Origin of the sequence: Providencia vermicola (assembly GCF_010748935.1) — a bacterium.
Classification (GTDB): Bacteria; Pseudomonadota; Gammaproteobacteria; order Enterobacterales; family Enterobacteriaceae; genus Providencia; species Providencia zhejiangensis.
On sequence record NZ_CP048797.1, the window covers coordinates 42,612 to 55,149 of the forward strand.

Here is a 12,538-nt window from a genome sequence, read left to right on the forward strand (position 1 = left end):
CGAGAAATACGATAGGAATATGGTCAACCTACATGCTGAAAGCCCTTAACAAGTTATTTGGTGGGCGAAGTGGAGTGATCGAGACCGCGCCGAGCGTCAGAGTGTTGCCGCTTAAAGACGTGGAAGATGAAGAAATCCCTCGATACCCACCTTTTGCCAAGGGCCTGCCAGTGGCCCCACTAGACAAGATACTGGCAACCCAAGCTGAACTGATTGAGAAAGTGCGGAACTCTCTCGGTTTCACTGTGGACGACTTCAACCGGCTTGTTTTGCCGGTGATCCAGCGGTATGCCGCGTTTGTTCACCTGTTGCCAGCTTCCGAATCACACCACCACCGTGGCGCTGGTGGTCTGTTCCGACATGGGCTTGAAGTGGCCTTCTGGGCAGCTCAGGCATCTGAGTCAGTTATCTTTTCCATCGAGGGGACGCCTCGTGAACGCCGTGACAATGAGCCGCGTTGGAGACTGGCGAGCTGTTTCTCCGGGCTGCTGCATGATGTGGGTAAACCGCTCTCGGATGTGTCCATTACGGACAAAGACGGGTCAATCACATGGAACCCGTATTCGGAGTCACTTCATGACTGGGCACACCGTCACGAAATCGACCGTTACTTTATCCGGTGGCGCGACAAGCGACACAAAAGACATGAGCAATTCTCGCTGCTGGCGGTGGATCGAATTATTCCGGCTGAGACTCGGGAGTTTCTGTCCAAGTCTGGCCCGTCCATCATGGAAGCGATGCTGGAAGCTATCTCAGGAACCAGCGTCAATCAGCCTGTGACCAAGCTGATGCTTCGCGCTGACCAAGAGAGCGTCTCACGGGACCTTCGCCAGAGTCGTCTCGATGTGGACGAGTTCTCCTATGGTGTGCCTGTCGAGCGGTACGTGTTCGATGCCATCCGCCGCCTGGTTAAAACCGGAAAATGGAAGGTCAATGAGCCAGGCGCGAAAGTCTGGCACCTCAACCAAGGTGTATTCATTGCCTGGAAACAGCTTGGGGACCTTTATGACTTGATCAGCCACGACAAGATCCCCGGTATTCCACGAGACCCTGACACACTGGCCGACATTCTCATCGAACGTGGTTTTGCTGTACCAAACACGGTGCAGGAGAAGGGTGAACGTGCGTACTACCGCTACTGGGAAGTTTTGCCTGAGATGCTCCAGGAGGCGGCGGGATCGGTGAAGATCTTGATGCTCCGACTCGAATCAAACGACCTGGTGTTTACGACTGAGCCTCCTGCGGCTGTTGCTGCGGAAGTTGTTGGTGATGTTGAGGACGCTGAGATTGAGTTCGTTGATCCTGAGGAAGTCGATGACGACCAAGAGGAAGATGTGTCAGCTCTGAACGATGACATGTTGGCCGCAGAGCAGGAAGCAGAGAAAGCTCTAGCTGGTCTTGGCTTTGGTGATGCGATGGAGATGCTGAAAAGCACCTCAGATGCTGTCGAGGAGAAACCAGAGCAAAAAGATGCTGGATCAACGGAATCATCTAAGCCTGACGCTGGCAAGAAGGGTAAGCCGCAGAGCAAACCGGGCAAAGCAAAACCGAAGAGTGATACAGAGAAACAACCCCACAAACCAGAGGCAAAAGAGGATTTGTCCCCTCAGGACATTGCCAAAAACGCACCACCTTTGGCAAACGACAATCCGTTACAAGCACTCAAGGATGTTGGGGGTGGACTGGGGGACATCGACTTTCCGTTTGACGCATTCAGCGCATCGGCAGAGACAGCCAGCACTGACGCAACAAACTCAGAAATCCCAGATGTGGCAATGCCCGGAAAGCAAGAGAAGCAGCCAAAACAGGACTTCGTTCCACAAGAACAAAACTCCCTGCAGGGCGATGACTTTCCAATGTTCGGTAGTTCTGATGAACCGCCATCATGGGCGATTGAGCCGCTCCCTATGCTGACTGACGCACCAGAACAAACAACACCAGCGCCAGCAATGCCACCTACGGACAAACCTAATCTGCATGAGAAAGACGCAAAGACCTTACTCGTTGAGATGTTAGCCGGGTACGGAGAAGCATCGGCGTTGCTTGAACAAGCGATCATGCCTGTTTTGGAAGGTAAAACGACGCTGGGCGAAGTCCTATGCCTGATGAAGGGTCAAGCCGTCATTTTGTACCCGGATGGCGCTCGGTCGCTGGGTGCGCCGTCAGAGGTTCTCTCGAAGCTGTCCCACGCCAACGCGATTGTTCCAGACCCGATTATGCCAGGTCGCAAAGTTCGTGATTTCAGCGGAGTGAAGGCAATTGTACTGGCGGAGCAGCTTTCAGATGCAGTCGTAGCGGCCATTAAGGATGCCGAGGCGTCAATGGGGGGATACCAGGATGCCTTTGAGCTCGTCTCTCCCCCTGGCTTGGATGCAAGCAAGAATAAGTCTGCACCGAAACAACAAAGCCGAAAAAAGGCGCAGCAGCAGAAGCCTGAGGTTAACGCCGGTAAACCCTCGCCTGAACAAAAGGCGAAAGGTAAGGACTCCCAGCCACAGCAGAAGGAGAAGAAGGTCGATGTTACTTCTCCGGTTGAAGAGCCGCAGCGCCAGCCGGTCCAAGAAAAACAGAACGTGGCTCGCCTTCCTAAGCGGGAGGTTCAACCAGTGGCTCCTGAGCCCAAAGTTGAGCGTGAGAAGGAATTGGGACACGTCGAGGTGCGAGAAAGGGAAGAGCCAGAGGTTAGGGAGTTTGAGCCGCCTAAGGCGAAAACAAACCCGAAAGACATCAACGCGGAAGATTTCTTGCCGTCTGGTGTTACGCCTCAGAAAGCACTCCAGATGCTCAAGGACATGATCCAAAAACGCTCGGGCAGATGGCTCGTGACACCTGTCCTGGAAGAGGATGGCTGCTTAGTAACCAGTGACAAAGCCTTCGACATGATTGCCGGTGAAAACATCGGCATCAGCAAACACATCCTCTGCGGGATGCTGAGCCGGGCACAGAGACGGCCTTTGCTCAAGAAACGTCAGGGAAAACTGTATTTAGAGGTAAATGAAACATGACAATGAGTTATGACCCGCTCGCCTACGAGATGCCGTGGCGGCCCAACTATGAAAAAAATGCTGTAGCAGGCTGGCTTGCCGCCTCCGGCGCGGCTTTGGCCGTAGAGCAAGTCAGCACGATGCCTCCGGAGCCCTTCTATTGGATGACGGGGATCTGTGGCGTGATGGCGATGGCTCGTTTGCCAAAGGCTATCAAACTTCACCTGCTCCAAAAGCATTTGAAGGGGCGTGATCTGGAGTTTATTTCTATTGCGGAGCTCCAAAAGTACATCAAGGACACGCCGGACGATATGTGGCTTGGTAGTGGGTTCCTGTGGGAAAACCGCCATGCCCAGCGCGTGTTTGAGATCCTGAAACGCGACTGGACTTCCATCGTAGGGAGAGAGTCCACGGTCAAAAAGGTTGTCCGGAAGATACAGGGTAAGAAAAAGGAGCTGCCAATCGGCCAGCCCTGGATTCACGGGGTAGAACCCAAAGAAGAGAAGCTGATGCAGCCACTCAAGCACACTGAGGGGCATTCGCTGATCGTTGGGACCACCGGCTCGGGCAAGACCCGTATGTTCGACATCCTGATTTCACAGGCCATTCTGCGTGGGGAAGCCGTGATCATCATAGACCCGAAAGGGGATAAGGAGATGCGGGACAATGCACGACGTGCCTGTGAAGCTATGGGGCAGCCGGAAAGATTCGTCTCATTTCATCCAGCATTCCCGGAAGAGTCGGTGCGTATCGACCCTCTGCGTAACTTCACCCGCGTGACTGAAATTGCAAGTCGTTTGGCAGCGTTGATCCCGTCCGAAGCAGGGGCCGACCCGTTCAAATCATTTGGATGGCAGGCACTGAACAACATCGCTCAGGGCTTGGTCATCACTCATGATCGTCCCAACCTGACAAAGCTCCGCCGATTCCTTGAAGGTGGCGCTGCTGGCTTGGTCATCAAGGCCGTTCAGGCTTACTCAGAGCGAGTTATGCCCGACTGGGAGGCAGAAGCAGCGGCTTATTTGGAGAAAGTCAAAAACGGTTCGCGTGAGAAGATCGCTTTCGCGTTGATGAAGTTCTACTACGACATCATCCAACCTGAGCACCCAAACTCTGATCTGGAAGGCTTGCTGTCGATGTTCCAGCACGACCAAACCCACTTCTCCAAGATGGTGGCGAACCTCCTGCCGATCATGAATATGCTGACGTCCGGGGAGCTAGGCCCTCTGCTGTCTCCAGACTCATCTGATCTGAGCGACGAACGCCAGATCACTGATTCCGCAAAAATCATCAACAACGCTCAAGTTGCTTATCTGGGGCTCGACTCCCTGACCGACAACATGGTTGGTAGTGCTATGGGGTCCATCTTCCTGTCAGACCTGACAGCGGTTGCCGGTGACAGATACAACTACGGCGTCAACAACAGACCCGTAAATATCTTTGTTGATGAGGCTGCTGAGGTGATCAACGACCCGTTCATCCAGCTCCTGAACAAAGGTCGCGGTGCGAAACTTCGTCTTTTCGTTGCAACTCAGACTTTTGCTGACTTCGCAGCTCGACTGGGTAGCAAAGACAAAGCGCTCCAAGTGTTGGGGAACATCAACAACACGTTTGCTCTGCGTATCGTCGATGGTGAAACACAGGAGTATATCGCAGATAACTTGCCGAAGACCCGGCTCAAGTACGTCATGCGGACTCAAGGCCAGAACTCGGATGGCAAGGAGCCCATTATGCACGGAGGCAACCAAGGCGAGCGTTTGATGGAGGAGGAAGCTGATCTGTTCCCAGCCCAGTTATTGGGAATGCTTCCGAACCTGGAATACATAGCCAAAATTTCAGGCGGAACAATCGTAAAAGGCCGTCTGCCCATATTGACCCAGTAAGAGCAGAGCTATGTGTGACAAGAAGTATAGAAATTACGAGGTAGCCATCATGGTCGATGTGAACCCTTTCGACAGGGTTATGAATGAATTGAAAAGTCGTGGCCGCAAGAACGCTCACATCCTGAGCATCCTCCAATTCGACTGGCCTGCATCGGAGGCCATCATCGAGAAGCTGAGCTGCTACATCACAGACGGGATTAAGGCTAATCAGGAGCCTGTGATTTACCCGATCATTGAAGAAGCTCTGCATCGCTACAGCCAGCTCGTGTTTCATGAGCAGAGAGAGAAATATGAAGACCCGGCCAGAATTGGGGCATTTCTGGAAACCCTGATCACCGAAACCTGCCGGGCGTTGGAAGTGCAAATTGTCGATAGTGGCGGTGATTCATGGTCTGTCGATTCAGGAGAGTCGTTCTCACTGTGGCTTTCTTCCCATCCAGGAGAACTATCCATTAACCCGCAGCCCCATGAGGATGAGACCTCTTTGCGTGGCTTGCTGTATGAGCTCATCACCTGTGAGAGCGTGAAAACTGTTTTAAGGAGAACCGACTATGAAGAAGCCGTGGTTGCTGGTCGCATGGCTGCTGGTTATTGAGTTGCTGGCAATATTGCTGCTGATCCCTGGCGACTGGACAGACAGAGCCATCAAAAGGGAATCCGAGCTGGTGGAACAGAGTCTTGGTGTCGAAGCAAGAGACTGGATACAGAACAAAGCATCTACCTGGTTCAGGTCGAGCGTTATTGATTCAGGATTCTATGAGGGGATGTACCAAACGCTGATCCCATCAGAAGAGGAGCGCCAGAAGTCCAAGGGGATGCAGGACATGGGCAAGGGCTGGTTTGTGTGGGTCAAAGGCCGCATGGAAGCCTTTGTCAACGTCATTTACCAGTTCTACACAAGGTTGGCACTGTTAGCCGCGTGGGCTCCCTATATGCTGATCCTGTTCGTACCTGCGGTATATGACGGGATGATGACATGGCGAATTAAGCGGACCAACTTCGATTATGCGAGTCCGGTTCTCCATCGTTACAGCGTTCGCGGAACGATGTACCTGATGGCCGGATTGTTCATCGCGTTCTTCATCCCCATAGCGCTCGATCCGGTTGTCATCCCGATGACAATGATGACGTGCTGTGTCCTGGTTGGCCTGACGTTCGGCAACCTCCAGAAACGGGTATAGGGAGGGAGGATGAGCTACTCCGTTATAAATCAAGATGGGGTGCATCTGTGCGACATCCCATTGAACGTCTACCAGGTGATACGTCGCCAATCCTTGTCTGCGTTGTGGCTTTACTGGGCGCAGAGCTTGAATTTGGTGAAGGTGCTCATTGCTTGCGTCGGAAAGATGATCTTTGTGATGCCGGTAATGTGGTTCTGGGTGCTGGTGGTGTGCCGCTTGGTTGAACCAGAACGTATCTCAGACGTGTCAGGACTTATCTCTCCGGACGTGATCGGGTGGGCCGCTGGTGCGGCCATCACCCTCATTATCTTTTCCGTATTTACACGCCCAGCGTTGTACGGATACCACAACTTTTTCAAGCAGCATATTTGCTCAAGAGTAAAGCAAGTAACGCCGGAACTCAGAACAGTCACTGGGCCACTGTTCTTTTACCGAAACGAAATTGGAACGATATAGAGAGGAACCATGAAAGTAACTAATAGACTCCAACTGCTGGCACTGGGGCTGTGTATAGCCGGTACTGCCATCGCGGCTCCTGATGTGCTCAATGACGACGCAAAGCTCAAGAACCTTGAGAAGGTGTGTCCCGACTGTCAGATGGTGGCAAAAGATGTACTCAATCTGCGGGTTGAAAACTGCCAGCTCAAAGACACTTCCAGTGCAATGATGATTGGCACCATGCAAAATGACCCTATGTTTTCGTTTATGCTGGCTGTACACACAGCGGCAGGCTCGGAGGCATACAAAACGGTAGTTGGTGCCGCTGGCAACCATGTTGACTGTGAAAACCCGTTGAACTGGATCAAGCTGACCCAGCAAGCGATTAAAGGTGGCAAAGTCTAATGCGTAAGAGAGATTTCTTTTTTGGAGAGGTGTATGAGGGGAGTGGAGGAGCCACTCTACGACTGAGTGATATGGAACCATTGGCAAGAAAAGTGTCGGCAGAGTTCTTCACTGCACAACTGAACCGTATACTGAAAGAGCATGACGGTCAGTTGACGCTCAGCGATGGAACGTCGTACCCCAGCTTTTGGAGCTTCATCGACAAGGTTGATCCAGAGCAGGTTGGTTTCGTGGAGATCTACGCTCGGCAGGATGTTAACGATAATGTTGAAGCGACACTGGCGTGTGACATCGTTTTGGTAAATGGTGTGATCACCGTTAAACCTCACTGGTGTGCTTACAAAGACATCAGGGCTGACGAAGTGATTTCCACCTTACTGGTGCCTTTGCATTTGAAGGCTCTCCAGGGTAAGGCTTACATTCGCTGGGATGATGGTGAAACCGAACCTCTGTTACAAAACGACGACTATCAGGCTGAACTTGAAAATGTGTTTAGTGTTTCCAAGTACCCATCAGCCATGAGCTGGGGCGATACAGCAGACCAGAAGGTTAAGCAGTACAAGATGGACCTTGAGTGCGCCACAGATGTTGGTCGTCGAGGTGTCTCATCAGAGCAAGCATGGGATGCTTATCGAGAACTCCGTTACAATAGAACAGTGTGAAACAAGCGGCCATCGGCCGCTTTGAACTTTCACATGTGAAAGTTTTTCGCCTCCCGCTCTTATCATCTCCTCGAATAAACCTCCATAAAGTGCCCAAAATGGGCCGTAACAGCACTGTTCCTAGATTGATCAATTAAGAGACGATTACTCCGTGATGACGACAAGTTATTTGGAGGGTCTATGTCCGCACAAGCTCACGTCAGAGAAAGCGAAAGCTCATCTGGTTCATTCATCTCCTGGCAGTTCCTTGTCTGGCAGGTGATGTTCGTTATAGGTGTTGTTGCAGGGATGAACCTGGAACACGCATTCAATTTTCTAGGTTAATGGGAGGAAGTGTGAACCTTAATAAACAATTTTTCTGGTTTTTGATGAACGCGGTGCTGATGTGCATCTTCATCGTTCCAGTGGCCGTCGCGTTTTGGCTGTCTGCTTTTGCGGCAGGTTTTGACTGGAGTCAGTGGGTTAAGTTGGCTGCTGATACGGCCAACAGAGCTGCAAGTGACCCGGCCAAGGCTCTGGGCACGGTTCAGACCTACTGGGGCATTCTCAGCTTCTTCCTGCTGGCGGCGTACAGTCTGATGTTCAAGTTTAAAGCCAATGCTAACAAGGAAGTGAAAACTCTGGAGGTGGCCCGACCAGCCAATGAAGTTAGCGTTGCGGCTTCGGAAAAACATTCGGAAGCGGTTCCTCAAAATCAATAACCGATCCAGTAAACGCAAAAAAGGCGGCTTAGGCCGCCTTTTTTTATTTGTCGCTGGAAGTGCCCGAAAAGGGCGCGAAGCCGTGGCAGAAAATCAGTGACCCTGAATGAGAATACAGGCCACTAGGAAAAGAAGAGGGTTGCTATGAAGCCTGTAAAGATACCGCGCCGGGTCGATGAGCCCCCGCATCTGCTGTTGTGGAGCGCAGATGAGTTGGCCCCGATGCTTTTGGGGCTAACGATAGGGGTCATCATCGGTAAGGCTCTGATCTGCTTTCTGGGGGGGTTACTTGTAACCAACCTTTATCGCCGATTCAGGGATAACCATCCGGATGGATACCTGCTCCACATGATCTACTGGGCCGGGTTCATCATGACCAAGGCCAAATCTCTCAAGAACCCGTTTGTCCGGAGGTATTTGCCTTGAACCTGAAAAAGTATCTCAAGACCTGGGAAGGGACCCAAACAGAAAATAAGTGGGGGCGAATCTTCCAGGGTGGTCTTATTGCTATCGTTTTCCTGCTGGTGGTCCAAGTATTCAGCAAGGAAACCATCGTCACTATCCAGCCTTTCACGCTCACGGAAGAAGCCTGGGTGACGAAAAGTAACGCCTCTCAGTCCTATAAAGAGGCTTGGGGTTTCGCTTTTGCTCAGCTCCTTGGCAATGTGACGCCAGGAACCGTTGACTTTGTGAAAGAACGGATCACCCCGCTTCTCTCCCCGAGCATCTATCAGGACGTGATTGATGCCATCGAAATTCAAGCTCAACAGATCAAGAACGACCGCGTAACCATGCGGTTTGAGCCGCGTTTTGTTGAGTACGAGCCCAAGAGCGACAAGGTGTTTGTCTACGGATATTCCTACGTCAAAGGGGCTTCTTCTAACGAAGAGCGTAGCGAACGCTCCTACGAGTTCGCCATCAAGATTTCAAACTACGCGCCCGTGCTGGACTACATCGACACCTATGTAGGAAAGCCACGCACCAAAACTGTTTTGGAGCAACTCCAGCGCAAAGAAGAAAACCGGAGAAAGCATGAAGAACAACGCTAAACTTTCGCTCCTGGCGCTGTCCTTGGCGCTTGGAACTTCAATGGCCTATGCCTCGGATGACATTCCTGTTGTCCCGGCCAGTGTTATGAAAAAGGATGTTCCTGCCCCTGTGACGTCAGGACAAAGCTCCCATGAGGTTGTGGGCAGCATGAATGAAAACCCCTTACTGACGATGAAGCCGGGGGTTAACCAGATCATCCCGATAGCCGTTGGTCATCCGAACCGAATCGTCACGCCTTTCAGCAATCCTGAGATCGTTTCAACATCTCTGACCGGGGCGACGGATAACGGCCAGTGTGGTGAGGTCTGCATCAAAGAGAATGTGGTCTATGTCGCCACGGATAAGCAGTATCCGGTGACTATGTTCATTACTGAAAAAGGCTCGGAAGCCCAAGCTCTCAGCCTGACGATGGTTCCCCGTCGTATTCCGCCCAGAGAAGTCTTTCTCAAGCTCGATGGTGGTGTAGGTATCACTGGTGCTTTTGCCAATACCAAGGCTGAGACCTGGGAACAGAGCCAGCCTTATGTCGAAACCATCCGGTCGGTATTCCGCAAGATTGCTCTTGGTGAAGTCCCTCAAGGTTACACGTTGAACCGCATCCCTGCTGGTGCTGCGGTGCCGAGCTGCGCTCATCCTGGGGTAAAGGTGGATTTCAGCAAGGGGCAATACATGATGGGCCACCACCTTAACGTGTTCATCGGTGTCGCCCTGAACGTCTCTGATCAGCCTATTGAGTTCAAAGAGGCGTTGTGTGGGAGCTGGGATGTGGCTGCGGTGACTACGTGGCCGCTTAACGTGCTTGAGCCCGGCCAGAAGACGGAGATCTATGTGGCGAAGAAGCAGAAGCGTGGTCTCGCACCAACGTCTAAGCGTCCATCGCTGCTGGGAGGTGCCCAATGATTAAGCGATTTTGGACACAGTTAGACCCCAACAAGAAGCGTTGGGTGTCTATCGCTGGCGGCGTCTTCGTTCTTTTTGCGGTCGTGACAATGTTCTCTGGTGAACCCAAGAAAGAAGAGAAGCGCGGTCGCCAAGAAACCATCAAGCACGTTCTCACAGACAAAAACACCCGTGAGATCGGGATAGATTCGTTGTCTGCCGATGTGAAGATGGTGTCTCGTGAAAACTCCGACCTGAAAAAGGAGCTGGAACGAGTCAAGAAAGAGCTGGAGGAAACCAAAACCACTGCCGGGAAATCCAGTGATGTTGGCCGTGAGATGACCCGCCTTCGTCAAGATTTGGACCGCCTGACCCAGAAGAACATGGAATTGGCTAAGAAAGTCGAAACCGGCGCTGCTGGTGGAAAAACATCCTCTTCATCAGAGGATGCCAGAGCCGATGTTAATGGTGCATCTGGTGGTGATGGTCAGTTCATGGAGAAAAAGCTCGACTACAAAGATCCTGCATCCTTTTTTCGGGACGCACCGCTTCCTGACTCGAAGGGTGGGGCTCCTGCAACTGGCAAGGGAGACGGTCGTGATGCAACTAAACCAGGCATCCAAATAGTGAGCTACTCGCAGAAAGCGCCAGAAGTTGAAGAGAAGGACAACAAGGATGATGAGTCTATCTACCTACCTTCTGGCTCCATCCTGACAGGGGTGCTCATCAACGGTATGGACGCACCAACATCTCAAGGTGCTCGTCGAGATCCGTTCCCTTCGACCCTCAGGATTCAGAAAGAGGCTATTTTGCCTAACCGCTTCCGTGCGGATGTTCGTGAGTGCTTCCTGATTGTTTCAGGCTATGGAGATCTCAGTTCAGAGCGAGCGTACCTGCGTGGCGAGACCTTCTCGTGCGTTCGGGATGATGGGGGTGTCATAGAAGCGAAGCTGGATTCCTATGCAGTGGGTGAAGACGGTAAGGCCGGTGTCCGTGGTCGCGTCGTATCGAAGCAGGGGCAAATCATCGCCAAGAGCTTGATGGCAGGCTTCCTTGGTGGCGTTTCCGAAGCCTTTGACGTCAATCCTGTGCCGGTCGTTAGCACTAACCCTGGCTCAAATACCCAGTACCAGTCTGTGTTCTCCGACCAGATGTTGCAGGGAGCAGCAGTGAAGGGGGCCAGTAAGGCGCTAGATCGCATCGCTCAGTTCTATATCGACATGGCCGAAGGCATCTTCCCTGTTATCGAGGTCGATGCTGGCCGTCAGGTAGACATCATCGTGACCAAAGGAACCAAGCTACAAATTCGTTCCACCGGGGGAACCAAGAAATGAAAAATTTGAACATTTTGACCAGAAAGGGCAGTTCCAGAGGCGAGGCTCAAAAGGAACAGGCAGTAAGATCCGCAAAGATGTTGGGGGTGGGTGCAGCGCTACTTATTTTGTCGGGCTGTTCGACGTTCAACATCGGCAAGGATGAGTATAGCTGTCCGGGAATGCCGAATGGTGTTCAGTGTATGTCAGCGCGAGACGTTTACGCCGCAACCAATGACGGAAATGTCCCGCGTCCAATGAAACCAGAGGAAGTCGAGGCCAAAGCGGAAGCGGATGGCGAAGGTTCCTCAAACGTTTCAGCGAACTCATCTAGCTCCGGAGACCCGGTGATTGACAACTATGTCGCACCGCGTCTTCCGGATCGCCCGATTCCAATTCGTACACCAGCACAGGTTATGCGGATTTGGGTAGCTCCCTGGGAGGACACCAATGGTGATCTCATCGTGACAGGGTATGTCTATACCGAAATCGAACCGCGCAGGTGGGTGATTGGGGATGGCACACCGCAAAGTGAGCCAGTTTTGAGACCGCTGCAAACGGTACAACACGAACCGAAGTCTGAAACAACCAAATAGGAGATGTTCTTGATGAACGCAAATCAGTTGGCGAATGCCTCAAGTAAAAACAACGCACTCTTCCTCTTCCTGGGGTTGATGGTGGTAGCCTTCCTGCTCGTGCCGGATCAGGCCCACGCTGGTACTGGTGGTACAGCGTTTGACGACGTATGGGTAACTCTCAAGGATTGGACCCAAGGTACTTTGGGTCGAATCGTTGCGGGTGCGATGATCCTGGTCGGTGTTGTTGGTGGTATCGCTCGCCAGAGCCTCATGGCTTTCGCTATGGGTATCGGTGGCGGTATGGGCCTGTACAACTCCCCGACCGTAGTGGAATCCATCATGTCTGCTACTCTGGAACATGCAGAGAAGGTCATCCCGGCTGTTGTGCAACTCAGCAATGGCCTGGGGGTGTAAAAGACACCTTGCCGTTAATCAACGGGTGATAGGGGCAGCCTAAAAGCTGC

The 12,538-nt window shown here is 52.2% G+C and carries 15 protein-coding genes; all 15 read left to right on the forward strand.

Going from position 1 to position 12,538, the window contains the following annotated elements:
- Positions 1–32: 32 nt before the first annotated feature.
- The 15 genes from mobH (at position 33) to traA (ending at position 12,488) form a co-directional block, all read left to right on the forward strand.
- Complete coding sequence (gene mobH / locus G3341_RS19870) at positions 33–3,005, forward strand: MobH family relaxase (RefSeq protein WP_001326173.1); 2,973 nt, start codon at positions 33–35, stop codon at positions 3,003–3,005.
- Positions 3,002–4,867: a conjugative transfer system coupling protein TraD gene (traD, locus tag G3341_RS19875; protein WP_000178857.1), complete on the forward strand. Its 1,866-nt coding sequence runs from the start codon at positions 3,002–3,004 to the stop codon at positions 4,865–4,867. The genes mobH and traD overlap by 4 nt, the downstream gene beginning before the upstream one ends.
- 49 nt (positions 4,868–4,916) lie before the next feature.
- Positions 4,917–5,462 (forward strand): hypothetical protein, encoded by a 546-nt coding sequence (locus G3341_RS19880; protein ID WP_000228720.1) that lies wholly within the window; start codon positions 4,917–4,919, stop codon positions 5,460–5,462.
- The gene (locus tag G3341_RS19885) at positions 5,419–6,048 is read left to right on the forward strand and encodes a DUF4400 domain-containing protein (RefSeq protein ID WP_000743449.1); all 630 of its coding nucleotides are present in this window, start codon (positions 5,419–5,421) and stop codon (positions 6,046–6,048) included. Before G3341_RS19880 ends, G3341_RS19885 begins: the two co-directional genes overlap by 44 nt.
- A 47-nt stretch (positions 6,049–6,095) precedes the next feature.
- Positions 6,096–6,272 carry a hypothetical protein gene (locus G3341_RS20595; protein WP_169342285.1) on the forward strand — a complete coding sequence of 59 codons (177 nt, stop codon included), beginning with the start codon at positions 6,096–6,098 and terminating at the stop codon, positions 6,270–6,272.
- A gap of 241 nt (positions 6,273–6,513) precedes the next feature.
- Positions 6,514–6,891, forward strand: coding sequence for a hypothetical protein (locus G3341_RS19895; RefSeq protein ID WP_000869297.1), 378 nt, complete (start codon positions 6,514–6,516; stop codon positions 6,889–6,891).
- Positions 6,892–7,121: 230 nt separating this feature from the next.
- A complete protein-coding gene (locus G3341_RS19900) occupies positions 7,122–7,553 on the forward strand; it encodes a hypothetical protein (protein ID WP_001694500.1) in 432 nt (143 codons plus the stop codon).
- A 180-nt stretch (positions 7,554–7,733) separates the two neighbouring features.
- Positions 7,734–7,877, forward strand: a complete 144-nt coding sequence (locus G3341_RS20505; RefSeq protein WP_001275801.1) for a hypothetical protein — start codon at positions 7,734–7,736, stop codon at positions 7,875–7,877.
- An 11-nt stretch (positions 7,878–7,888) separates the two neighbouring features.
- Positions 7,889–8,254 (forward strand): hypothetical protein, encoded by a 366-nt coding sequence (locus G3341_RS19905; protein ID WP_001052530.1) that lies wholly within the window; start codon positions 7,889–7,891, stop codon positions 8,252–8,254.
- Between the two features lie 144 nt (positions 8,255–8,398).
- Positions 8,399–8,680 carry a type IV conjugative transfer system protein TraL gene (gene traL, locus G3341_RS19910; RefSeq protein WP_000805625.1) on the forward strand — a complete coding sequence of 94 codons (282 nt, stop codon included), beginning with the start codon at positions 8,399–8,401 and terminating at the stop codon, positions 8,678–8,680.
- Entirely contained in the window at positions 8,677–9,303 is a 627-nt protein-coding gene (locus G3341_RS19915; protein ID WP_001049717.1) for a TraE/TraK family type IV conjugative transfer system protein, read from the forward strand. The genes traL and G3341_RS19915 overlap by 4 nt, the downstream gene beginning before the upstream one ends.
- A complete protein-coding gene (locus G3341_RS19920; protein WP_000794249.1) occupies positions 9,287–10,204 on the forward strand; it encodes a TraK domain-containing protein in 918 nt (305 codons plus the stop codon). The genes G3341_RS19915 and G3341_RS19920 overlap by 17 nt, the downstream gene beginning before the upstream one ends.
- On the forward strand, positions 10,204–11,517 hold the full coding sequence (locus tag G3341_RS19925; protein ID WP_024131605.1) for a TraB/VirB10 family protein: 1,314 nt from the start codon (positions 10,204–10,206) through the stop codon (positions 11,515–11,517). The genes G3341_RS19920 and G3341_RS19925 overlap by 1 nt, the downstream gene beginning before the upstream one ends.
- Positions 11,514–12,092, forward strand: a complete 579-nt coding sequence (gene traV, locus G3341_RS19930) for a type IV conjugative transfer system lipoprotein TraV (protein ID WP_000793435.1) — start codon at positions 11,514–11,516, stop codon at positions 12,090–12,092. Before G3341_RS19925 ends, traV begins: the two co-directional genes overlap by 4 nt.
- 78 nt (positions 12,093–12,170) lie before the next feature.
- Positions 12,171–12,488, forward strand: coding sequence for a TraA family conjugative transfer protein (gene traA, locus G3341_RS19935; RefSeq protein WP_064754699.1), 318 nt, complete (start codon positions 12,171–12,173; stop codon positions 12,486–12,488).
- Positions 12,489–12,538: the final 50 nt, after the last annotated feature.